The organism is Flavobacterium zhairuonense, assembly GCF_004352915.1.
GTDB lineage: Bacteria > Bacteroidota > Bacteroidia > Flavobacteriales > Flavobacteriaceae > Flavobacterium > Flavobacterium zhairuonense.
This window is the reverse complement of the sequence record NZ_SJSY01000063.1, coordinates 60,817-85,046: the sequence shown is the minus strand read 5'-3', so window position 1 is coordinate 85,046 and position 24,230 is coordinate 60,817. Positions and strand designations below refer to the sequence as shown.

17 protein-coding genes are annotated in these 24,230 nt (G+C 33.5%); 7 read left to right on the top strand and 10 right to left on the bottom strand.

Going from position 1 to position 24,230, the window contains the following annotated elements:
* Positions 1-100 precede the first annotated feature (100 nt).
* Positions 101-1,084 carry a hypothetical protein gene (locus tag EYY60_RS02885; protein ID WP_132987896.1) on the top strand — a complete coding sequence of 328 codons (984 nt, stop codon included), beginning with the start codon at positions 101-103 and terminating at the stop codon, positions 1,082-1,084.
* 67 nt (positions 1,085-1,151) lie between these two features.
* Here the strand turns inward: EYY60_RS02885 and EYY60_RS02880 are convergent, their stop codons facing one another.
* Together EYY60_RS02880 and EYY60_RS02875 are read right to left on the bottom strand one after the other, a co-directional pair.
* Complete coding sequence (locus EYY60_RS02880; RefSeq protein ID WP_132987895.1) at positions 1,152-2,924, bottom strand: MutS-related protein; 1,773 nt, start codon at positions 2,922-2,924, stop codon at positions 1,152-1,154.
* 71 nt (positions 2,925-2,995) lie between these two features.
* Positions 2,996-3,832, bottom strand: a complete 837-nt coding sequence (locus EYY60_RS02875; RefSeq protein WP_132987894.1) for a universal stress protein — start codon at positions 3,830-3,832, stop codon at positions 2,996-2,998.
* A gap of 183 nt (positions 3,833-4,015) precedes the next feature.
* Between EYY60_RS02875 and mnmE the strand changes: the two genes are divergently transcribed.
* The 4 genes from mnmE (at position 4,016) to EYY60_RS02855 (ending at position 9,487) form a co-directional block, all read left to right on the top strand.
* The gene (mnmE, locus tag EYY60_RS02870) at positions 4,016-5,428 is read left to right on the top strand and encodes a tRNA uridine-5-carboxymethylaminomethyl(34) synthesis GTPase MnmE (protein ID WP_132987893.1); all 1,413 of its coding nucleotides are present in this window, start codon (positions 4,016-4,018) and stop codon (positions 5,426-5,428) included.
* A 133-nt stretch (positions 5,429-5,561) separates the two neighbouring features.
* Complete coding sequence (locus tag EYY60_RS02865) at positions 5,562-6,737, top strand: IS3 family transposase (protein ID WP_132987892.1); 1,176 nt, start codon at positions 5,562-5,564, stop codon at positions 6,735-6,737.
* A 532-nt stretch (positions 6,738-7,269) separates the two neighbouring features.
* Positions 7,270-8,766 (top strand): hypothetical protein, encoded by a 1,497-nt coding sequence (locus tag EYY60_RS02860; RefSeq protein WP_132987891.1) that lies wholly within the window; start codon positions 7,270-7,272, stop codon positions 8,764-8,766.
* A 22-nt stretch (positions 8,767-8,788) separates the two neighbouring features.
* The gene (locus EYY60_RS02855; protein ID WP_132987890.1) at positions 8,789-9,487 is read left to right on the top strand and encodes a toxin-antitoxin system YwqK family antitoxin; all 699 of its coding nucleotides are present in this window, start codon (positions 8,789-8,791) and stop codon (positions 9,485-9,487) included.
* A 217-nt stretch (positions 9,488-9,704) separates the two neighbouring features.
* Here EYY60_RS02855 and EYY60_RS02850 read toward each other — a convergent pair whose 3' ends face one another.
* Positions 9,705-10,607 carry a LysR family transcriptional regulator gene (locus EYY60_RS02850; RefSeq protein WP_026728911.1) on the bottom strand — a complete coding sequence of 301 codons (903 nt, stop codon included), beginning with the start codon at positions 10,605-10,607 and terminating at the stop codon, positions 9,705-9,707.
* An 80-nt stretch (positions 10,608-10,687) separates the two neighbouring features.
* Here EYY60_RS02850 and EYY60_RS02845 point away from each other — a divergent pair, with 80 nt between their 5' ends.
* A complete protein-coding gene (locus EYY60_RS02845) occupies positions 10,688-11,308 on the top strand; it encodes an FMN-dependent NADH-azoreductase (RefSeq protein WP_026728910.1) in 621 nt (206 codons plus the stop codon).
* Positions 11,309-11,766: 458 nt separating this feature from the next.
* On the top strand, positions 11,767-14,163 hold the full coding sequence (locus EYY60_RS02840) for a glycoside hydrolase family 9 protein (protein WP_208749446.1): 2,397 nt from the start codon (positions 11,767-11,769) through the stop codon (positions 14,161-14,163).
* 104 nt (positions 14,164-14,267) lie between these two features.
* Here the strand turns inward: EYY60_RS02840 and EYY60_RS22425 are convergent, their stop codons facing one another.
* From EYY60_RS22425 to EYY60_RS02810, 7 genes are read right to left on the bottom strand one after another with little or no spacing between them, the layout of a single operon-like run.
* Entirely contained in the window at positions 14,268-14,591 is a 324-nt protein-coding gene (locus EYY60_RS22425) for a hypothetical protein (RefSeq protein ID WP_235832277.1), read from the bottom strand.
* Positions 14,581-15,432, bottom strand: a complete 852-nt coding sequence (locus tag EYY60_RS02835; RefSeq protein WP_235832276.1) for an alpha/beta hydrolase-fold protein — start codon at positions 15,430-15,432, stop codon at positions 14,581-14,583. The genes EYY60_RS22425 and EYY60_RS02835 overlap by 11 nt, the downstream gene beginning before the upstream one ends.
* A gap of 21 nt (positions 15,433-15,453) precedes the next feature.
* Positions 15,454-17,976: a glycoside hydrolase family 9 protein gene (locus tag EYY60_RS02830; RefSeq protein WP_132987887.1), complete on the bottom strand. Its 2,523-nt coding sequence runs from the start codon at positions 17,974-17,976 to the stop codon at positions 15,454-15,456.
* A gap of 24 nt (positions 17,977-18,000) precedes the next feature.
* Complete coding sequence (locus EYY60_RS02825; protein WP_132987886.1) at positions 18,001-19,296, bottom strand: glycosyl hydrolase family 8; 1,296 nt, start codon at positions 19,294-19,296, stop codon at positions 18,001-18,003.
* Between the two features lie 22 nt (positions 19,297-19,318).
* Positions 19,319-20,878, bottom strand: a complete 1,560-nt coding sequence (locus tag EYY60_RS02820; RefSeq protein WP_132987885.1) for a glycoside hydrolase family 43 protein — start codon at positions 20,876-20,878, stop codon at positions 19,319-19,321.
* A gap of 21 nt (positions 20,879-20,899) precedes the next feature.
* Entirely contained in the window at positions 20,900-21,862 is a 963-nt protein-coding gene (locus EYY60_RS02815) for a glycoside hydrolase family 43 protein (protein WP_132987884.1), read from the bottom strand.
* Between the two features lie 42 nt (positions 21,863-21,904).
* Positions 21,905-23,842: a glycoside hydrolase family 97 protein gene (locus EYY60_RS02810; RefSeq protein WP_132987883.1), complete on the bottom strand. Its 1,938-nt coding sequence runs from the start codon at positions 23,840-23,842 to the stop codon at positions 21,905-21,907.
* Between the last annotated feature and the right edge of the window lie 388 nt (positions 23,843-24,230).

Genomic DNA, 24,230 nt, shown 5'->3' with positions numbered 1-24,230 from the left:
ACCTGATTTACAATTATTTAAAAAACAGGTAATTTTACTCTATTGTAAGATTATACATTACACTAGTTTTACCTGATCAAATATAAACAACCACAAAACAATGGAAAAAAATCAAGATTCATGCATCCCAAACGGATGGGTTGGCGGATTCCCTCCTGCAAATTCTCCTATGAGATACCCAACCCGTGATCTTTCCTCTTTGCCAATGTTAGGCAATATGGATAATATTAATTTTCTTCAACGACAAGTTGGAGTAAAATGGCCAGAATTTAGCTGGGAAACTGCAAAAGGTTTTCCAGATCCCAAAAGATGTTATCAGCAATTTGCTCCATACATTTCCCGAGTAGGATATACTGATGAAGGAAGAGTTTATTCTGTTATTTGTCCACAACAAGGAATTTGGCTTAAAGATGAAATTTGCTTGAATGTTGAAGTTACTGTTACCGGACAAAGAGGATGGGTGGATGAAAATACCAAAGAACTAGCGCTAGATATGACGGTTGAAGGCAAAATTTGGTTTACACCAAGTGAACATCAGGGCGACAAAATAAAAGAGATTTGGCCTTTGCTTCGATATAGTCTTCCAAAATTTCCGTTAGATAAAGAAAATGCCATTCGTGTAACCACTTATGATCCCGGAAATCCTAACCAACCAATTTTTCCAGTAAACAAAGGAATTTCGCCTGAATTCAAAAATCCGGCATTTGCACTTCACGAAGCAGAATCATATACCACAGGATATATAGCAGTTGAAATTGGAGATATTAAAAAGACAAAAGATTCAATTGTTGATGGTTTTAACGAGCTAATTATGAAAGCTTTCAACTTAGCTTCTGGTAATATGCTTCAACCTGGAAATGTATTATCTTGGAATCTTTGGTTTATTGAACCAGCGTTGGTAAATACCGAAGAATGGAAAAATCACGCTGAATACTGGCGAAAATCAATCGATGCCCATCACGGATCTCCAACTGGCGAAGGAACTCACGCCAGATACTTTGACGGAACATTGTTTAATGCCGAAGAAAGTGAAATCGACAAAATAATACAAGATATTATTGACTATATAAAATCTCATTTGTAAAACAAAAAAATGGCTACAGAAATTGTTCTTTAGCCATTTTTTATATAGTTAAATCAAAATTACAGACTTAAATCACGCCCATTTTTTGCATTAAGAAAGTGGCGCTTTTATTTTTGCAGATTCCGTTTCTCAATTTGTAATCAAAATGTAATTCATTATTTTGGATTTCGACTTCAAAGCATTGATTTTTCAAAATATCTGGAAATTCATTTGTAGTTAAACAAACTTCAATATCGTGTGTCGCAATTGCTCCGATTGCATTTTTAGCTATTATTTTTTTTACGACTTCAATAGTTCCGTTGCGTTTGTCATCAGAATTAGTTCCTCTTAAAATTTCATCCAATAAAACAAAAGCAGGACGTTCTTCCAGCGTATCCATAATTTGTTTTAAACGCTTGATTTCGGCAAAGAAATAGGATTCGCTGTCTGCTAAAGAATCGGACAATCGCATTGAAACCAAAACTGGAAGTGGATGAATATTAGCTTCTGAAGCACAAACAACTGATCCAATTCCACCTAAAACCATATTCACGCCCAAACTTCTCAAAAAAGTACTTTTTCCAGACATATTCGAACCCGTTAAAATCATAAACGATTCGGGATAAAAATAAGTATCATTCCCCACCCTGCTGTTTGGATTTAACAATGGATGACTCAAATTTTTAAATCCGATTTTATATTCTGAATTGATTTCTGGAAAAACAAAATCAGGATTATTGTAAGCTAGATTTGCTAGACTGTTTAAAGCTTCAAATTCGCCAATAATTGCAATCCAGTTTTCAAGTTCATGCGAATAATCTTCTTTCCATTTCAAAAGCGCTCTCAAAACATGAAGATTAAATAAAAATGTTCCGTTAAAAACAATTGCGGTCACAAAATTATTGATTGTATCCATTCGTGAAAACAATTCCGCTAATTGTTTTAAGTGAGCACTTGCTGAAATATTTTTAGAAATTAATTGTTGTTGTAATGCTATTAGTTTTTTTGATTCAAATTTCTCTGATTCAATTTTTTCAACCAATAAACTATATTGCTTGATAATTTTATCGACGTTATCAGCTTGAGCAATTTCTGATTTAATTCGTTTTACCGATTGCCCCAAAACAATCATGTTGGCAATAAAAATATAAGTCAGATACGATAATAAAATTGTTTTAGATGTTATAAAATAAGCGAATAACACACTAAAAAATAATATTGGAACTGCATAAGAAAGTAAAACTAAAGCTTTAGAAAGCGTATTGTTTTTAAATGAGCTCCAATGAATTAAAGCATCATAAGAACTTTTCGTGTCATTACTGACAGAAGCCAAAGCAAAAAAATCTTGTCTCCAATCCATTTTTGCCTTCAGCTCATGTATTGCCTTCTGATTTTCAAGAATGGTTTCATTCGAAGAAAGATTCAATAATTGATTGGCCAATATTTTTTTTCCGACAAAAGTAGCTGTACGATTTAAATTTTGGAATAACGAATGATCTCCAAAAATATCCAAATCATAGGCATAAGGATGATGAAAGTCGTTAAATTCTATTCCGTTTTCAAAAGGAAGCTTTTCTCTTTTTAAAAATGAAATCTCATTTTCATTCATTTTTAAAAGTGCGATTGTAAGCTGTCTTTGAAAAGCTAATTTTGAATGGATTTTCATCAAAAAAATAAAACCAACAAAAGATAAAAAAGCTAATGCGACGTATAAAATTTCATTGGTTTTGATGTAACAATACAACATAAACAAACCAAGAAAAACAGTTAACAAACGCAGTATACTGATGCTATTGTATCTTTTGTTGATTTTATTATAAGTTTCTGAAAAGTGCTTGACTTTATTTTGATATACTTCCATTTCTAAAATTTAATGAAGCACAAATATAGCTTTTACACTTCCAAAATTATAATTAAAAAAGAAACGACTTTTTATTCCTTTTCGTGCATCACCAGCACCGGAATAGAAACTTCTTTTGTGATTTTTTTCGACAAACTTGATTCAAAAATGCTTTCAAAAAAAGATCTTTTGTGAGTTATAGTCGTCAGAATATCAATGTCTTTGTAAAGAATAAAATCAAGTATTGTTTCTTTGACATCATCGCTTGGCAACACCAAGAATTCCACATTATCATTAGCAAACTCTTGTTCCCATTCTTTGACTGTCATATCAGAAACATCAGAATTTGAGGTTTTTACATACAAGCTTCTGACTTTTGCATCGGTTTTCTTTGCAATTTTCAATATCCTGCGAAGCATATCTTTGTCTTTTTCGCGATATCGAGTGGTAAAACCAATCGTTTTGACTTTTTTATATTTTGCATCAATAGGAACACACAGCACCGGGACTTTGACTTCAGAAATTACCGAATTTGTATTGGATCCCGTAAAAAACTTTGTCCAATCAGAAACTCCCGTTGTTCCCATTATTACAAAATCAATTTCATCTTCTTCAACGGCATTTTTTAAATTATAAATCAAATCACCATCCATCAATCGATGTTTGATTACAATATCATCGAGCTTTCGCTCAGAGGCAATTGCTCTCAATTTTGGAATTTCGTCTTTAAACATCTCAAATTTAGCCAATTCTATAGAACTGTAAATCGAGGCATAATTTTCTGGAAAAAACTGACTGTCATACACTGGAATCTCAAAAGTATGCAACAAGACAAGTTCGGCTTTAACAATTTTAGCGAATTCTAATGCATGAACAAACGCATTTGTAGCAGCTTCAGAAAAATCTGTAGGAAATAATATCTTTTTCATTTTGTTAAGGATTAGTGTATTGTTCTCTCAAATTTAATCATTCTAAAAACAAAACAACCTGATAATTATCAGTATTTTAACACATAATGATTTCTTAAAAAACGAATTTTAATAAGCGTAACGTTTAATTTTCTGTCCAATTTCGTCAACGTAATTTTGACTCATTTTTTATACCTTTGCAACATGATAAATCAAGATTCTATAGTTGCATTAGCTACTCCGTCTGGAGCTGGAGCTATTGCTATCATTCGTATTTCAGGTGCCGAGGCAATCACAATAGGAAATTCTGTTTTTAAATCCATAAAAAATAAAGATTTAACCAAGCAAAAGACACATACTTTGCACTTGGGACATATTGTGGACCATGAAAAAACACTTGATGAAGTTTTGGTTTCTGTTTTTAAAGGACCAAATTCTTATACGGGCGAGGACACGATTGAGATTTCTTGTCATGGCTCAACTTATATTCAGCAACAGATTATTCAATTATTATTGCGAAAAGGATGTAGAATGGCCGATGCTGGAGAATTTACGCTCCGCGCCTTCTTAAACGGAAAACTAGATTTATCGCAAGCAGAAGCAGTTGCCGATTTGATTTCATCTGACAACGAAGCTTCTCACCAAATTGCAATGCAACAAATGCGTGGCGGATTCAGCAATGAAATTGCCAAACTTCGTGAAGAGCTTTTGAATTTTGCTTCTTTAATTGAATTAGAATTAGATTTTGCTGAAGAAGATGTTGAATTTGCTGATCGAACGCAATTTCATGAATTATTAAACCGAATTGAATTTGTCTTAAAACGTCTTATAGATTCATTTGCAGTTGGAAACGTAATCAAAAACGGAATTCCGGTTGCGATTGTTGGTGAACCAAATGTTGGAAAATCAACTTTATTGAATGCTTTATTGAATGAAGAACGTGCCATTGTTTCTGACATTGCCGGAACAACTCGCGATACAATTGAAGATGAATTGGTTATTGGAGGTGTTGGTTTCAGATTTATTGATACAGCCGGAATTCGCGAAACGAAAGACGTTGTAGAAAGCATTGGAATCAAAAAAACTTTCGAAAAAATTGATCAGGCACAAGTTGTTTTGTATCTAGTTGATGGTTGTCAGTTGTCAGTTGATGGAAGGCTGGACAACTTACTTGTTGAAATTAACAAAACACAAAATCAATACCCTCAAAAACCTATTTTGGTAATCATCAATAAAAAAGACTTACTTTCCAAAGAAGCAATAGATGAAATTGATACTAAACTATCAACTAACAACCAAAAACCAACAACAATTTACATTTCTGCTAAAGAAAAAATTGGTGTTGATGAATTAAAAAATGAATTGCTTTCTTTTGTCAATACTGGTGCTTTAAGAAACAATGAAACGATTGTTACAAATACAAGACATTATGATTCTTTACTTAAAGCTCTAGACGAAATACAAAAAGTAAAATTCGGACTTGAAACTAATCTTTCGAGTGACTTGATGGCGCTTGATATTCGCGAAGCTTTATATCAATTTGGCCTTATTACGGGCCAGGTTACAAATGATGAATTGTTAGGGAATATTTTTGCTAATTTCTGCATCGGGAAATAATTGTTGTTTCTTTAAGTTTCTAATGTTTTCTTTTGCTTGACTCCCATTGATTTAGGGTGTTTTTTGTTTTTGGAGTTCGTACCATAAAGTGGACAACAAAACTCAAGATCTTTGGTGATGAAAAACAAAAGCTATGCAGAAACCAAGGAAATCCTACACGCCGGAATTCAAGCAGAAGGCGGTGGAGCTGAGCAACAGATACTACAGCACAATAAGGGCTGCCCACGAACTGGATACAAGTCCTGAGAATATCAGACGATGGAAAGGCCAGCTTGAAGATGAAGTACTTGGCAAAAAATCAAAAAAGCATGAACCAGACTATCTTCTCCAATTAAAAAAACTGAAAAAAGAGTTTAGAGAAGTCAAGATGGAAAGGGATATCCTGAGGAAGGCAGCCCACATCCAACCCGGAGACAGGCTTGCTAAATTCAAATTCGTCAAAGATCACAGCAGCTCCTACCCAGTTGGTAAAATCTGCAAAATTCTCGGCATCAGCAACAGCGGCTATTATTATTGGAATAAAAGAAGACCGTCCAATAGGGCACTGCGGAATATTGCCCTTACCGAACAGATAAAAATCATACACGAGCAAAACAAAAAAAGATACGGCAGTCCAAGAATAGCAAGAGAGCTGAAGGCTAGCGGTTTTAATGTATCGGAAAAACTGGTGAGAAAACTGATGAAGCAGGCTTGCCTGAAGAGCGTCTTCAAAAGGAAATTCAAATCAACCACAGATTCATCGCACGCATATCCGATCGCAGAAAATAGACTGGATAGGGAATTCACTGCCGATAGGGAAAATGAGACATGGGTTTCGGACATAACCTACATCAGGACGGCCTGGAGGTGGCTGTACCTGACAATAATAATGGATCTCTTCGACAGAAAGATCATCGGTTGGGCCCTGTCCACCTCAATGACAGCAGAAAATACGAGCATCAGCGCCTTCAGAATGGCTCTTTCCAACAGGCCAATCACAAACAATTCACCTCTGATTTTCCACTCTGATCGTGGCATGCAATATGCATGCAGGCAATTTGTCGATGAACTCAGCAATCACAAGTCAGTCACAAGAAGCATGTCAGGAAAGGGAAACTGCTGGGACAATGCGGTAGCAGAAAGCTTCTTCAAGACATTAAAAACAGAACTGACATACCATAAACGCTTTCTCAACAAACAAGAAGCTGAATCATCAATTTCTGAGTATATTGAAAAATTTTACAATATCAATAGAAGACATAAGCATTTGAACAATCTGAATATTTTTGAGTATCAAAAATTGAAACGATTATCTTTAAAAAAGAATTAGATTTGAAATATTTTGCGAATTACACTCCCAGAAATTAATTTTCTAACATTGAATACTATTAAATGAGCATGAGATACAAATAAAATACAATTTTAATTGGCCCTTTTAAAACCAGATCTTTGCTAATTTTTTTTATAATACTTCAATTTTATAGAAAATCACAATAATAAATTATGGTTCGAGTCCTGTTCCTGCTACTAGTAAAAATTAAAAGCCGAGAAATCTAGATTTCTCGGCTTTTTTTGTGGTTCGATAAATTTTTGTTTCAATTTCTTAAAAATTTAAAAGCCTTATTTTTCAAGGCAATATGGTTCGAGTCCCGTCAAGTTATACCATCAAATCAATTCACTCCTTAAATTAAATTCCACATTAAAATTGACGAAGACTTATATTTAATTCTTCTCAAAGTATTTTCATTATCACTCCCAACCTTTTGCATAAAAAACTCATCTATAAAAATAGAAACGCAAATAAAGCAATGGTTCCTACATTTATAAAAATAGTATCTTTCTACAATTAAATTAATTTTAATATGATTGCAAAATACCCCGAAAAATTAGTTTTTTTATTTATCCTTCTGGCTCAAGTCTGCTTTAGCCAAAAAGTTTTTAAAATAAAAGAAGGCCAATTACAATTTATTAATGCAGATAAAGGTGTCTTTATAAAAAAAGACAATACCTACTTTCATTTGCAGCTTCAGGATGTTGATGATTATGAAAAAATGGTTGTTGGTTTTAAATATGAATTAGAAGAAACAACAGAAAAAGAAATAGAAAAAATAAAAAAAGACGCTTCAACAATTTCAGTTTCCGAAATTATTACATCTGATTTTAAAAATCTAGAAAGTCAAAAATTTATCACTAAAAACAATATCGACGATGATAACTACCAATTTTACAAGTATAATAAAAACTTCTTTGTTGTTAGTGTTTTAGAAGATTCTTTAAAAAATCAAACGAATGAATATTTATTGCATTATTGTATTTTAGATTTTGGGGCTAACAAAAAAATCATTTATCATCCAAAAGGCTTTATTATACCCACAAAAAAAAATACCCGTTTTTTATTTGACGAAAATGATCTAAATGATTCTTATACTAATTACGAATCAATTGCATATAAAAACCTAAAGGCAATAGACATGCAGCTAGCTAACGGAAATGATTTAAAGCTTAATGAAGATTTTTACAAAATAGATACTTTAAAAAACAAAAAATTACGGATCAAAAATTTATATAACGAAAAGGTCTTAAAGGAATCTTTTGATTCTATAACAAGTAACGATTATTTTATCGTTGCATATAAAGGAAAAGAAATGGAGATCTATAATTATGCGTTTAAAAAATTCAAATTAAAAAATATACGGGCATTCAATTTTGCACGATTTTACCCTAATATGCAAGTAATCGAAGGTAATACTTTGAGAAGAATAAACCTGATTGGCGAAAACTACAAAAAGGAAGACTTATCATACGAAACAAGTGGTGCGCCATATTTTCCGGATGCGAATATTGGTTTTGAGATTCAATCCGAAAATGATCATTTTTACATCTATACGGGGCAAATTGGTTCTCTTACTATAAACTTTTCGGAAGCAAGAGCAAACTGTTATCCATTGTATAACAGAGAAGGATATGAAACCATTCAATATGCAGATGAAGGACTTAATATTTTGACCTCTTATTCTGAAATGATGGGAACGACGATGAGTTTTCCGGTTTATTTATATACAAAACTCAAAAACGGGAAATTTAATTTGACTACTCTTGATTATTTGATAACAAAGAATCCGGATAAAGAAATGGAAGCATACAACAGTAATCTGCCCAAGAATTGCGATTCTGTAACTTTACTAGATCAACAAAGTTATAGAATCGAAAAAGACGGTTTATTTACTTATTATCCAATCATGAAAGAGATTAAATATAAAAAATTAGATGAGTTCAAAGGAAAATATGCTCGTTTTGAGCTACCAAATGGACAAAAAGGCTGGCTGGATTTAAAAGGAAACGAATATTTAGATAATTAAAATTTGAAGAAAGACATTGGTTATGAAAAAACTATTTTTGTTATTATATCCTCTACTATTTATTTCTTGCATTTCGCAAAATAAACTTCTAAAAATTGAAAATAAAAAACCAGAGAGAATTAGAATTTTAAAAATTAATAATTCAGTCGAAAAATTTGAAATTTCGGATCTTCCAGATGAAATTGGAGCAAATAAAAAAAATAAAAATGAAGTGATTTACATAACCAAAACAGATAACTCGTATAGTGCTCGAGATAAAGATGGAAAAACTCTCCTTTACTATTCTAAAAGTGCCCAAATAGGTAGTGCCTTTTCCGGATATGATTACTCAGAAAATCCCTTAATTGGATTGTATAAAGAATTTTACCCTAACAATAGTATCAAAACAAAGGGAGTCTATTGTTGGTTTGGATTTAAAATAGGTAAATGGTATAATTATGATGAAAATGGAGATTTAGTATCTACTGAGGATTTTGATAATGGCTTCAAATATAATGTTAATCAAGTGTTTTCATACTGTCAAAAAAATGGAATTTCATTAGAAAAAAAAGAAAGCGGTTATAAAACGACAATATCTAAATACAAATCAAATACTGATAATAAAAATTATTGGATCATTAGATACCCTAATTATGACAAACAAGTTTATATTAACTTTGAAATGGATGGTATAAACGGAAATGTTGTTAAAAAAGTGGAATCACCTTTTCCTGAAGATTAATAAAATGTAATATTACCTATTTGGATATAAAAACAAAAAGCATAGAAAAAATTAAGATGCATATGCTAAAATATTGTAATAATCCAAGATGATCTGGTTAGATATTTTAATGCTTCCCGCTACACAGACAAAACCTTCAGATTTCTCTTAAGCTTTTTTGTTTCTATAATTCTGATTTTCTTTGCAGGCACAGATTGCAAATCTTCGCTATCGTTGGCTACATGTCGGAGGAATCGGGCAAATTATTTTTATTCATCTTCTCTATAAAAAGGTTAACTTCTTTCAACTTGTTATTCTTCAGCTTGAATGAATAAAATAATTTTTGCTCTATTATTTTAGAAGACTTAATTGGTGTTTTAATCAAATTTTTATCCAACGCTTCATCGCATAAATGTTTAGGAACTATACTAAATCCATTAGTATTTTTTAAAGCTTCTATTGTGTCCAAATAAGAGGGTAAAATATATCTTGGAACTATTCTAGGACTGGTATTAAATCTAGAATCCCAGAACTTTTTTATATCATTTTGGTTATTGTCATATGTAAACCAAGTTTGATTTTGTAGCCATGTGATGAATTGCTTATCATTTTTTTCAATATTCTCTGGAATAACAATAGAATTGGAGCAAATTAATTCCAACTCTTCATTCTTTAAGTATGTGAATTGATGGTCGTAAGTATCGTATTTTTTTATTCCAACCAACAATTGAATTTTTTCCATTTCAAGAGCTTCAATCAATTCTTTTTCATTTCCAAATTGGGTCACTATATACATGTCAAAAGTATAAATATGATGCATTAATTCTTTCTTGAAAAAGTCTGTTGTACAACCAATTGTTATTGCAGATCGTTGCTTTTTTGTTCTTTGACTTGAATAATATTCTACTTTTTCTAATTCACTTAATGGATTATTAACTTGTGAATATAAAAATTTTCCATATTCGGTAGGTACTAATTTCCGAGTAGTTCTTTCAAATAGTTTTTTTCCAATATGGCTTTCCAAGGCAGATAAATGTTTACTAACTCCAGGTTGAGTCATATTTAATTTTTTTGAAGCTTCTGTTATATTATTACATTCATATATACAGCTAAAAGTTCTCAACCATTCCAAATTAATCATAACATATATTATAAATAAGCAAACAAAAATAATTAAAATTATCAATTCATTGACTCTATATTTGTAAAAAAATAGAAAATATGACAAAGACATTAGTTGTAAACTACACACCGAGAAAAGGCTCTTATACCCAAATTTTATTTGATGAATTTGTGGAACTAGCAAAAGGAAAAACAGAAATTAAACATTTAAATTTAGCTGAAACTCCTCCAGAATTATTGTTAGAGAAAAATTTGAATTTAATAATGGAATGGAATATGGGTAAAAGAGACTTTTCAGAAATAGAACTCTTAACTCTATCTAATCATCATAAACTTATTGACGAAGTTATTGCAGCTGATAATATCGTATTGGCTTTTCCTATTTACAATTTTACAATGCCAGCAACAGTAAAGGCTTGGATAGATGCTATTGTCGTTAGTGATAAGACATTTTCTTTTAGCCCTGAGACAGGCTTTAGTGGTCTTTGTAAAGATAAAAAAGCTTTATCAATAGTAGTTAGCGGATTCGATTATAATAACTCAGATAACATCAAGGAATTTGCTTCCTCCACAATAAAGCAAAATTTTGATTTTATGGGCATCTCTTCAGAACAAATTTCAGCTTTTGGGGTTGACCAAAATAGAGACCAATTAAATTCAATCCTTGAAAATGCGAAATTGGAAATAAAAACTTTGATTGATAGATGGTTTCCAAATTAATACTAATTCTCAGCATTATTACTTACACTAATATGTTTTAAATATTGCAATCTATATGAGTGCTATGTAAACAAAGACGAGAAAAAATTAACATGCGCATTCTAAAATATTGTAATAATTCCAGATAATCTGGTTAGATATTTGAATGATTCCCTCTACGAGAAGAAATCAAAAGCCTGGGAAGTACTAACTTATCAGGCTTTTTTCTAAAAACGACTCTTCCATAAAATTAAGTCCTTAAAAGCGCATCAATTCTTCTATATTACGCTTCAAATTTGTTATTCAGATTATGAGCAGAAAACTACATTTATAATCTTAATGTTGGTATTTTATCTTTTATTAAATAAAAGTTCAACTATTTGCATTCGTCAAAAAACACAAATCGAAATAACCTGTAAATAATGAAAAATAGAGTGCTTATTTTTTTTGCCTTAATAGCAACGATACTACAATTAAAAATGTATGGACAAAACCTAAAACTTCATCCAAAAGGTTATTTTTCTGCTCGTGGACTAGACGTAACCGTCTTTGATGATATTTATCCTGACGGACATCAAACAGGGGTTACAATGATTCAGCATGGTGAACGCGTTATGGCAAATGGAGATTTACGTTTAGAAATCTCGCCAGGACAATGGTCGCCTGTACCGAAAGAAGTCGAAAAAAATATAGATTCGGGTTCGAATACAATATCTCATACTTTATCTTATCCTGATGAATCTAAAAATCGCAGTGGCTTTAATCCAATAGATTATCCTGATTTGAAATTAAAATATAAAGTTAACGTAACTCCTACAGAAGGAAATAATTTTCGAATAACGGTGGATCTGGATAATGAGATTGATGCAAAATGGTTAGGAAAAATTGGTTTCAACATTGAATTGTTTCCGGGCGATTTGTTTGGAAAGTCCTATATATGTGATGGAAATTTAGGCATTTTTACTCATTCTCCTTACGGGCCTCTTCAATCACAAATTGATGGACAGAATCTTGGTGCTCCTCTCTGTAAAGGAAAAAAAATTACAATTGCTCCGGAAAGCGATTTATTGAGAGTAACTATTCAGTCTAATTTAGAAGAAATTGCCTTATGGGATGGAAGAATCAATCATAATAATGGATGGTTTATTGCCAGAGCGCCCATTTCTGCAACTTCTGGAAAAAGAGTTATTGATATTGTCGTTTCTCCAAATGTTATTCCGAATTGGACTTACAAGCCTGTTGTTCAGATTTCGCAAGTTGGCTATTATCCTAAACAATCTAAAGTAGCTATTCTGGAAACGGATCCAAATGATACAGAAACATCGGAAATAATTTTGATAAAACATGATGAGTTTGGCAAGAAAAACATCAAAACTATAAAACCGAAAAAATGGGGCAGCTTTTTAAGATATAATTATTACCAAATAGATTTTTCTGAGGTAAATGAAGAAGGAATGTACACATTGAGTTATAGAGGAAATGAAACTTCTCCATTTCAGATAAGCAAAAAACTTTATGATCGAGATGTTTGGCAACCCATTTTGGAATATTTTTTACCGGTACAAATGTGCCACATGAGAGTGAATGAAAAATATAGAATTTGGCACAACTTCTGTCATTTGGATGATGCACAAATGGCTCCGACTAATCTGAATCATTTTGACGGATATGTTCAAGGACCTTCCACCCTTACAAAATATAAATCAAATAAAGTTGTTCCGAATTTAAATCAAGGCGGATGGCATGATGCCGGTGATGATGATTTGAGAGTTGAATCTCAAATTGGAACAGTTTGGAATCTGGCACTGATGTTAGAGGAATTTAATATCGAATCTTATGATGCAACAAGTATTGATTCAGATAAAAAAATAGTTGAAATTCATCAGCCAGACGGCAAATCAGATGCTTTACAGCAAATGGAACACGGACTGACTTCAATTTTGGCAGGCTATCGTTCTATGGGTCGTTTGTATCGCGGAATCATTACAAACAATTTAAAACAATATGTGCTCCTTGGAGATTTTGGAGGAGTTACGGATAATAAATGGGCAGAAAATCCAAGTGCAAAAGATGATGACAGATGGGTTTTCACTGAAGACAATCCTGATCGTGAATTGTATGTTGCAGGCGGACTTGCCTGTTCTTACCGTGTTTTAAAAATCAGCAATCCAAAATTGGCTACAGAATGTTTAGAAACTGCAAAAGCGCTTTATAATACTTCTTTTGAAAAATCAAAAAGAGCAGAAAGCAAAATAACTGTTCTTGTTGAATTGGCATTAGCAACCAACGAACTAACTTATTTCAATCAAATTGCTTCTTTAAATGGAGAGGTGTTGAAAAATTTCGAAAATTTAGGATGGAGAGTTGGACGAATTAAACATCTCATTAAGGACAAATCATTTCTTGAAAAGCTGAATGCTGAAGCCCAAAAATGGAGTGCGAAAACCAAAAACAATTCGCTTACAGATTCTCCTTATGGAGTTCCATATAAACCTAATATTTGGGGTGCTGGCTGGACTTTACAGGATTTTGGTGTACAACAATATTATTTCTCAAAATCATGGCCAGAATTTGCAAACTATGAAGTTTACAGCAATGCTTTGAATTTTATACTTGGGGTTCATCCGGGCAATAATACCGCATCGTTTGCTTCGGGAATTGGATCTAATTCGTTGTTGGTTGCCTATGGAATGAATCGTGCCGATTGGTCCTATATTCCTGGCGGAGTAACTTCAGGCACGGCGCTTATTAGGCCAAACTTGCCCGAGCTTAAAAAGTGGCCTTACTTTTGGCAACAAACAGAATATGTTATGGGTGGCGGATCAACCGATTTTATGTTTTTAGTTCTTGCTGTCCAAAAACATTTTGGAAAATAAATAGTGATTAAAAAATAAAAAAGATAAAGTATTGATAAGACGTTTTCAATACTTTATCTTTTTTTATATTAAAATGTTTTTTAATCTAGACTTATTTAGAAAGTTTATTTAAACAATTTTGCTGCAAACTGATGTAAACATCTCCTCCATGTAAGCCATTCATGTGCAGTTTCAGGAGATTCGTAATAATCATATTTAATACCTTGTTTTTCCAACATCGTTCGAAATGCTCCTATTGATTTTGGAAAAGGAGCGGGTTCTTTTGTACCTAATCCTAACCAAAAAACCTTGATTTTTTTATTTAATGCACTGCCGTCTTTGTATTTTCCATCCAAAAAGGTGGAAGCATCAAGAGGGTCTATACTCGGATAATTTGCTGTACCGCTAAAGCCTCCATAGTACGAGAAAGTTTCCAGATTATTCATCATTCCTCATTGTTTGATTGGCGCCCATCGAAAGACCTGCGATAGCTCTATTTTCACGATTGGCTATAGTACGAAACTTAGCATCAATCATTGGGATAACTTCGGATATTAATACTTCTTCAAAAATAGATTCTGGACGCTCTTTCTTATCTTTCAGTTCACTGCTTTGAGACTTATAAGCGTAACCATTATCCATTACAATAATCATTGGCTTTGCCTGCTTTGAAGCAATTAGATTATCTAAAATTAAATTGGCTTTACCTTGAGAAGACCAGCCTGTTTCATCTTCAAAACTTCCGTGTTGCAAATAAAGTACCGGATAACGCATTTTCGTATTTTCATTGTAACCTGCAGGTGTATAAATAAAACAGCGTCTAAAAGAATTTGTCAGTTTTGAAAAATATTTTTTTTCGCTGACAAGGCCGTGAGGCACATTTTTCAAATCGAAAAATTCCTGATCTCTCGATGGAATTTCGATTCCGCTTCCCCATCGTCCGGCACCATAGAAATACAAACTTCCCGGATCTGGTACCGAAGCTCCGTCAATATTTAACTGGTAATAATGAAATCCTTCATCTTGCGGATTCGATTCTCCTGTCCAAACTCCATTGGCACCTTTTCGCATATCATACTTTACACCGCCAATGTCGAGTTGCACTTTATTTGCATCAGGTGCAGAAATACTCGCACGGACACGTCTTTGCGAATTCACCTCCGGAAATTGTTTTCCGGCTTGGTTCAATGATGAAGGCTTAAAATCTTCAACTATTTGTGTCTCTTGACTCCAACCAGACTGAAAACACAAGCTTACAATTATACTGGCAATATTTAAAAATCGTTTCATGTTTGTTTGTTTTTTAGTTTATTATTTTTCTTTTGCCAGCTCATTTACAGCATTTGCAAGAAAAACATACCAGGCACCACCATCAATAATACACTCATTTTCACCCCAGAAAAACGGCCAGTCGTCTTTATTTTCTAAATAATCCGGTTTAAGAAAAATAAGTCCGGGAACTACTCCGCCGGCAATCGTAGTAAAATCAGCACGGTTGTTTCCGTAAGCTACTTTTTTGGATTTATTTCCAACAGCGTTTACAAAAGATAAATTGGAATAAGGATGGCATCCAAAAATATAGTTAAAACCTTGATAAACAGCTTCTTTATCCATAATATCAGGATAGAATTTATGAATGTAATAATTTGTGCTTGCCCAATTAATCACCTGAGAAGTGCCACCCCAGCCTCTCTTAACCAGGGGAACACCGTAAGGATTATCACTATTCTCTTTATTTGTTTTTTCTTTATACTTGATAACATAGCTTCGTAATTTTACTTTGTAGTTATCATCCATAGAAGGCACAGCCAATAAAGCTGAATTAATATTAAATTCTAAATTTTCATCCAATAGTTTCCAAATTCTATCTAGAAAACCTTTTTTATAATTCTGGTCTTTTGTGCTTAAGTAAAGCTGTAATATCGCAATCATATCGCTTCCTTTGCCCCATCTCGACATTGGACTATTATCAGGTTTTGCCTTTTTTTCTATTTCAGTTGCTTCGTTTGTCAATTTCACTGCAAGAGATAAGCATTTAGCCGAAAGTTCATCATTATAGCCTTTTAAAGCTCTACTTGCCGAAGCTAATGCACCCGCTGTTCTGTAATCAAGAAAGGAAGAACGATCTGTAAACGCCCATCTATCATCCATCGTACCACTCGAAACTCCATTGGATTCATAAGGCTTAAGATTTGGATTATAAGGCAGATTATCCGTTTCTGTAGAAGCATCGCCTAAATGATGATATTGATGCAGATTAGGAACAACAATTCCTCTTACCGGATGGCCAATATTTTCAACCTGTGCCACAAGATTTAAAACACCATGCTCTATTTGCTGTAATAAATCGGGCTGGCCATCGGGACGATGAATATCTACAAACTGTATTTTTTGGTCAATATAAGTTTCATCTCTTTTTACTTTAAATTCTTCCCAAGATTCTACGAAACTGTTGATTACGCTGACATGCGAAAAAGTTTGTATATCAAAATCACCTGCATCAAACCAGCCTCCAACAGACATTCCGGGAATACGTTCTAAAGGCTTATATTTCGTTTCTGTAGTTGGGCCTTGTTTGTAACCATCAAAATGTTCGTGATTTAATGGCGCCTGAAGACAATCGTCTAAAAATGGTTTTCCGTGCCAAACTCTATAAGCCTCGTTCACTTCCATGTGATCCATTTGAACCGGAAACCACACGTCCATTGTAGGATGCCATACATTTGAATAGATATTGTCCTCTATTTGAAAAGTATTTGTTTTCTGATTACCATATTGAATGTAATAAAGTCCTTTTTCTTTAACAGCACTAAAATCAAACTGAGCATAATTATATCTTAAATAATTTCCCCAAACTTTGACATCGCCTTTCAGTTTTTCTACAAATTTCCCGTCTTCATTAAGTTTAAAAATCGATGCTGTAGACAATGCTTTGTCATTTTGATCAAGTTCAATCACCGCCACTTTATTTTGTCCTGGCATGTATCCAACTTGCGAAAATCCAATTACGGGTTCTCTTGTCCAGTTAGGAATTGCATTAGGTTCTACATACCAAGTCAATACTTTTCCTGTTTTATTTGAAGGAAGCATGCTTCGCGCAATAAACCAGCCATTTTGGCCAAGATTTCTTCCATCAAAAAGCATAATCTCTTGATCCGACTGAATTTTTACGGTGCGCTCCGGATTTTCAGGCGCGAAGATGAAATTCTTCCCTGAATCTAATGAAAGAGTGGTTATAAACTCCTTTTTTCCGCGATCATCAAATGTGGTATGTCCAGCAAACTGTGGAATTTTTTGAGATAAAGGCTTTATTTCAGTATTTCCCGAAGGATATCGTGGAAAGGTCCCTGCCTTTCCATCAACAACATAATTACTTTCAAAATAAGATGTTGGCAAAAATTCCATATTAAATCCTGCTCTTCCTTCCAATTGCTTCGGAACTGGCTTATCTAGAAAAACATTGATCAAGAATCCGTTTCCTTTTGATGTTACTATTATTTTGGAATCAAAATCAAATTCTTCATATGTAAGTGTAACTTCAATGGTATTGTTCGCCTTATCTACTTTTCGGCTTGTCATTTTCGGAATCAAATCCCATTGTTCTGGAGTGTTTTGAAGCCTGATAGCGCCGCCGGTCACGGTTCTTACACCATGATGAATAAACTCTATACCGGCAGTTTTTTCGTCAAAGAACATTCCGTTATATTCATTGCTAAAAACCAAAACATTTAATCCTCGGGTTTCAAAATATTCCTTTTCGTTTATTTTCAATTTTTGGGAAAATGAAATAGTTGACCAACTACATAATAGTATAAAAATTACATATTGTTTCATACTTGATTTTTTAAGTTTAAAAAATTAATTAACTGATGGAGTTATAATTTTATAATTTCCACTTAGATGCATTAAACTAAAGAGATACATCAATCCATCATAATAAGGGTCGAAATAACCGTCTTCATAAGGTTCAAGTTTTGCATTCCAGACAGCATGAACAAAATCTATACTTTTTTTATCTTTATTAACTAATGATGCAGTTGCCGAAGTTGCTACCAATCCTATGGAATGCCTAAGTTTTTTGACTGGTCCAGCTTGCAGAATAAAATCAGGTTTAGAACCATCCAGATTAAATTGATCTTCAAAAGTGTCCAATCCTTTTGATCTGAGGAAATTTTGAAATTTAGAAGCGTATTCTTCCTGCCATTTTTTATCTTTTCCGTACCAAGCATAATCCATTGCAATGTTCATAGGAACTCGCCAGGAATCATATCGAAATCCCGGTGGCATCCATGGTGTAGGATGAGGTTCGCCAGTAAACTCGGTATAATCTGAGTTTAATCCTGTTATCGGATGCGTTGCTTTATGCAGAAATTGTCGCGAAACATCAGCACATTCTTTGTAAAACTGCTCATGTCCATCTTTTGCATACAATGCCCATATTTCGAAAAATGCTGGAACATGATATGAAGGATCTGTCCAATTGTAACCACCACCTTCAGGCACGAATGATATTTGCTTATGTTCAGTATTGATAATATTGTGGATGTTGCCAGTGCCATCTTTTTTCCACATATTATCCAAAATTCTTCTGGCTTCTTTGTAATAATCTATTCCTGTAGTATTGCCCCATTTGTTAGACGCAAAAAGCAAACTTGTCACAAAATACAACTCACCATCTGAAGCAGATCCAGCCGAATTTTGCTTTTTGGTCTGAGGATCAACACTCCATGCAAAATAACCTTCTCTTGGTCCATCTTGATGTTGCATGTATTTGACCGACCATCGCCAAATTCGATCAAAAACTTCTTTTTTATCAAGCTGAACCGCAACCATCATTCCGTATGACATTCCTTCGGTACGCGCATCTTTGTTTTTGACATCCGATACATATCCTAAAGAATCGCCCTCTTCAAAATACACTTTGTTTGGTCCTTCAAAAACATCATAATATGCTTTCGCTAATTTTTTATCAATATCATTTTGATTGTATCCTGCCTCTTTAAAAAGATTGCGATATTGAGGTGCTTTAATTTCTGATTTTTCTGCCTTCTTTTTATTCTGACTAATAACAAAAACTGGTAAAATCAATCCCAAAACCAACACCAGATAGTGAAGTCTTACGAGGGATTCGCCTGTGAAATTTTTATCTATCATCACTTTTGTCTTTTTATCTTTATTAATAATTAATTCGAAACCAATCAAAATCTACATAGCCACCAGTATTTTTTGTGGCATAATTGAAAAGACCAAAACGATAGCCCATAAAATGCGGAAGCGTATATTTCATTTTTAAAGTTTCGCCTATCGAATTCCAAACTTTTCCATCTAAGCTATAGAAGAATTTTGCTTCATCTTTTTTATTGGTAAAATCACATTCAATCTTTAAATAAACCTGGTTTTGATTTAATGTAATTCGCTGTACTTCAATAGCTTTATCTGAAATAGTATTTACCATTACAATGAATTTTTGCCCGTTTTCAGCTTTTATCCCAACCAAACCATATTCTTTTTGCAAAGCACTCAAGCCGGCGAAATCACCTTCTTTCATTTGTGAAGCATCCAAAAAAACAGAAGCTTTGCTTGTTGGTCCAATAGTTCGCTGAGTGAGCGTATTTCTTGCCTGAAGAAAATCAGTATCAATTCTTCCTATTTTTAGACGCAGAAATCCTTTTCTTTCTTTTAAAGACCAAAGCGAATTATCAGGATTATGATTCCATTGCCATACTAATGGAAGATTTTCTTGCCCTTTTTTTCGATTGAATTCATCTGAGTCCACTAAATTTGGGATCAGACTTTTATTGGATGGTAATTCTAAAGTTTCAGGAACTTTATTGTTTTCGCCCAAAATTGGCCAGTCGTTTTCCCACTTTACTGGAACTAAATATGGAATTCTACCGACAGCGCCAAAATCGCGAAACAGATAAGAAAACCAACGTCCATCAGGAGTATCGATAAGTCCGCCTTGTGCAACACCTAAATCCTGCAAACCAACTTTTCCTTCCCAAGGACCGGTAATATGATCTGCTTTATGGATAACCACTGTTCGCATTCCATCTTTTGGCCAGCAGATATTAAATAAATAATATTTGCCTTTGATTTTGAATAATTGTGAGCCTTCAGCTCCAAGCATAATGTTATTTCCAGCAGGCAGACTAGCATTTTCAATAATAATTTTCTCAGAAACACCTTTTTTGATTCCTGTCAAATCATCATTCAATTCTACTAATTTGATTTGGCTCGAGCCATAAACTAAATAAGCCTTTCCATCATCATCAAAAAACAAGGAATGATCATGATAATCTGGTCTAAAAGAAACCCTTTGCCAATTTCCTTTTTCTATATCTTTTGTTTTAAAAATATATGTCTCACCTGTTGTTTGTGCAAAAGTTGTAACATAATAATTCCCGTTGTGAAAACGCAAACTACTTGCCCATGAACCTCTTCCATACGTACTTTTTCCATCTGTTAGATTTAATTCAGGCATATCAGCCAAAGTATCATAGGCATAATTAATTAATGTCCAATTAACCAAATCTGTAGATTTCATAATGGGCAAACCTGGACTCATGTGCATTGTAGTACTGCTCATGTAATAATTTTTACCCACCCTAATAATAGAAAGATCGGGCACATCAGAAAAAATTATCGGATTCTGCGCTTTTTTTCCTTGTGCTGAAACAGTCATCTGAACAATCAAAATGAAGAAGGTAAAAATCAAGCTAATTCTTTTTTTCATAACATAAAAAATTAAAATCCTTTACTTGATTTTGCTCACACCTTCAGTTGTTTGTATTATTTTCTGAATCGTTCCATCTTTATTGTAATGCATATAATCTACGCAGATAGATCGTCTGTAGCTTCCACCAGTTGGTAGACTTCCGTTATGATAGAAAAAATAAGATTTGCCTTTAAAGTCAATAATACCTGGGTGTGTGGTAAAACTATTTTGTACATTTTCCTGAATAATTCCTTGATAAGTCCATGGTCCTGTGATGCTTTTAGCCGTGCAATATTCAATCATTTCTGGTTTTGTGCCTGCACTGGCATAGACCAAATAGTAAAGCCCTTTTCTTTTATAAACCCAAGGCCCTTCGATATAATTCTTGGGTTTGAAAGTAGTAATCTCCCCATCCAATTCTGTCATGTTTTTTTTAAGTTTAACCCATTTGCAGCTTCCATTTCCCCAAAACATATAAGTTTGACCATCATCGTCAACAAATACAGTTGGGTCAATATCGTCCCAAGCATATTTCATGTCTGTAGTCATTTCATTTATAATAAGTGCTTTGCCAATTGCATCTTTAAAAGGTCCAACAGGACTGTCCGAAACCGCTACACCAATTGCGGCTCCGCCGGCACTTCTATCATCTTTTTTATGAAATGTAGAGACAAACCAGTAAAATTTGCCATCTCTTTCAATACATTGAGCGGCATAAGCATCGCCTGTTGCCCATGAAAATGTGCTAGGTGAAAGCAGTGCTCCATGATCTTTCCAATCTTTCATGTTGGTTGTAGAAAACACATGCCAGTCGGCCATTTTGTAGTTTGTATCCTGCTCTGTTGGTACATCATGGCCTGTATATAAATACAAGGTTCCTTTATGTACAATTGGAGCCGGATCAGCAGTAAAAATATCTTTGATAATAGGATTTTGCGCTTTCAATTTAACTACTGATAAACAGCACATTACTATAAATGCTATTTTAATTTGGTTTTTCATTATTGTGGTTTTTGGGTTAATAGTTATTTTTTTGCAATTATTTTATTTTTCAATCGGAATTAATGAAATCACAAAGCCTCCTCTTCTAAGCAATTTCACTTCAATCGTCTTATCTCTATTTACTTCCAAAACTTGGGAAGAAAATGCTTTATCGTGTTTTCCATCTGCAATAACAACGACACGATAATCAATCCCTTCTTCTAAAAAATCCAGTTTGATTTCTTTTGTAAGCTCTTCACGTTCTGAGGCACTAATTCCGCCAATGTACCAAGAGCCTCCTTTTCTGCGCGCCATTATCACATCTTTGCCTGGATAACCATCTATAAGTTTGGTTGCATCCCACGTTGTTGGAACTTCTTTTAAGAAGTTTTTCGCCTCGTCAGGTAATTGGTAATATCCTTCAGGCCTGTCCGCAAAATGTTGGAAAGGAGACTCAAAAAGTACGGAAAGCGCCAATTCATGTCCATAAGAAGTGTGATGTGGAAACTGAGAATTGGTAAAAGTCACGGGAGTATAATCCATTGCCCCTACTACATTTCTTGCAAAAGGCAAAATAGTATTATGTTCTGGCGCTGTGGTTGAAAATTCAGTTCCGTTATTATACCACTCAGCGCCTCGTACAGCTTCATAAGTCATTAAATTTGGATAAGTTCTTGACCAGCCACGTGGTACAATACAGCCATGAAAATAGACCATGATTTCAAATTGTGCGGCATCTTCCAGAATATCCAGATAATAGTTGATCATATCCTGCTTTTCGCTTTCGAAAAAATCAACTTTAACCCCAGCGACGCCAAGTTTTTTAAGTTTTGTAAATTCTTCTACTCTATTTTTATGCGTCAGCATTCGGTCTTTCGGTGTTGACGGAACCCATGTGTGATCTCCTCCTGAATTATACCACATCAAAGGTCTTATGCCTTTTGAATGGATATATTTTAAAGCATCTTCTAAATTTCCGCCATTTGACATAGCATCCCATTCCCAGTCCAAAAGCGTATAAGGCCAATTCATTTCTACAGCTAAATCTGTAAACTCGCATACAATTTTAAAATCTTTCGTTCCGTGATTGCTTGACCAATAATTCCAGGAAACTTTTCCCGGTTTTATCCAATCAGTATTTTTAAAAGCAGTTGGAGCCGAAACATCTTCTACCAATGTACTCTCAACAATATCTGCTAAACTGCCAATAGTAATTACCCGCCAAGGTGATTTCCACGGAAGTGAAGTTTTTGGTTTTGATTCACCAGTTCCTCTCGCATCCTGTTGATCGGGAAAAGTAAGTTTGTACGTATCGATCTCTTTAATATTGCTTAATTTTGTTCCGCAATAACTGCGGTTTAAATCAGCCTCATGTAATAAAAACCAACATGATTTATCTGAGGAATTAAACAGCGCCGGATAACACCATTCCTGCCGAAGAATTTTATCATCACTGGATGAAGCGTATAATCCTTCATTGGCCGGATTCCATTTTTCTAGCCATCGCTTGTTTTCTTTTGGTATTTGATAAGCTGTAAATTCTTCATTAATGATATAAGAACCTTGTTTTTCTGGAAATTCATATCGAAATGTAACACCATCATTATAGGCTCTTATAATAATATTTAATTTGGCTTTGCTCGGATTCTCGAAAGAAACAGTTATTTCATTGGCAGAGTTTTCGCGCACTGACTTCTTCCCAAATGGAAGTTCATATCGATCTATAATTGGTTTTGGCTTTGTCGCTTTTAAAAAATGAAGCTCTTTTGAAAAATCCTGATCACTTCTTGAAAGACCTAAATTTACCTTCGGTAATATTTCTGTCATCTGGTCAGCCGTTTTATAAGATATTTTCAAGTACCATTCACTTTTTATAGTTGAATCAACAGCATGTAAAACCGTCCTAATTTTTCCATTTGGCGATTGCAAAATGATATTTTGCGACCAAATATGAGAGATGTTAAATGAAGCGAAAAGCAGTAAGATAATTTTTAATTTCATGATTTTGGGTAATTCGATCAGCCAGATTATAAATAGAATAATTATGAAGCAATTAAAAAGCCGAAAGGATTAAGCTTCCGGCTTTACGATTTAAAAACTAAGGCATTTAGTTATAAACAGATTCTGTAAAATAACACTTATAACCCACCACAAACTTTTAAACCAATTTTTATCTTTCAACATATAATTGCTTTATAATAAAACAATTAAATGCAATACTAACTTTATTTACTTATTCAATAACGATATGAAAATTTTATCTAATCATGAATAAGTGTATTTATTACAAATATAAAAAAACAAATTAAAACACAACCGGTTGTGCAATAAAAAACATTAATTTTTAATAAAAAATTAGTTATAAAAAAATCATATATATTATTTTTAT

Coding starts and splice junctions, on each gene's coding strand:
- EYY60_RS02850 (WP_026728911.1), bottom strand. CDS start 10,607: ATGATTAATTTGGAATGGTTGAGAACTTTTAGCTGTATATATGAATGT.
- EYY60_RS02880 (WP_132987895.1), bottom strand. CDS start 2,924: ATGGAAGTATATCAAAATAAAGTCAAGCACTTTTCAGAAACTTATAAT.
- EYY60_RS02825 (WP_132987886.1), bottom strand. CDS start 19,296: ATGATAGATAAAAATTTCACAGGCGAATCCCTCGTAAGACTTCACTAT.
- EYY60_RS02860 (WP_132987891.1), top strand. CDS start 7,270: ATGATTGCAAAATACCCCGAAAAATTAGTTTTTTTATTTATCCTTCTG.
- EYY60_RS02830 (WP_132987887.1), bottom strand. CDS start 17,976: ATGAAACAATATGTAATTTTTATACTATTATGTAGTTGGTCAACTATT.
- EYY60_RS02840 (WP_208749446.1), top strand. CDS start 11,767: ATGTATGGACAAAACCTAAAACTTCATCCAAAAGGTTATTTTTCTGCT.
- EYY60_RS02835 (WP_235832276.1), bottom strand. CDS start 15,432: ATGAAACGATTTTTAAATATTGCCAGTATAATTGTAAGCTTGTGTTTT.
- EYY60_RS02885 (WP_132987896.1), top strand. CDS start 101: ATGGAAAAAAATCAAGATTCATGCATCCCAAACGGATGGGTTGGCGGA.
- EYY60_RS02845 (WP_026728910.1), top strand. CDS start 10,688: ATGACAAAGACATTAGTTGTAAACTACACACCGAGAAAAGGCTCTTAT.
- EYY60_RS02875 (WP_132987894.1), bottom strand. CDS start 3,832: ATGAAAAAGATATTATTTCCTACAGATTTTTCTGAAGCTGCTACAAAT.
- EYY60_RS22425 (WP_235832277.1), bottom strand. CDS start 14,591: ATGATGAATAATCTGGAAACTTTCTCGTACTATGGAGGCTTTAGCGGT.
- EYY60_RS02810 (WP_132987883.1), bottom strand. CDS start 23,842: ATGAAATTAAAAATTATCTTACTGCTTTTCGCTTCATTTAACATCTCT.
- EYY60_RS02815 (WP_132987884.1), bottom strand. CDS start 21,862: ATGAAAAACCAAATTAAAATAGCATTTATAGTAATGTGCTGTTTATCA.
- EYY60_RS02865 (WP_132987892.1), top strand. CDS start 5,562: ATGCAGAAACCAAGGAAATCCTACACGCCGGAATTCAAGCAGAAGGCG.
- mnmE (WP_132987893.1), top strand. CDS start 4,016: ATGATAAATCAAGATTCTATAGTTGCATTAGCTACTCCGTCTGGAGCT.
- EYY60_RS02855 (WP_132987890.1), top strand. CDS start 8,789: ATGAAAAAACTATTTTTGTTATTATATCCTCTACTATTTATTTCTTGC.
- EYY60_RS02820 (WP_132987885.1), bottom strand. CDS start 20,878: ATGAAAAAAAGAATTAGCTTGATTTTTACCTTCTTCATTTTGATTGTT.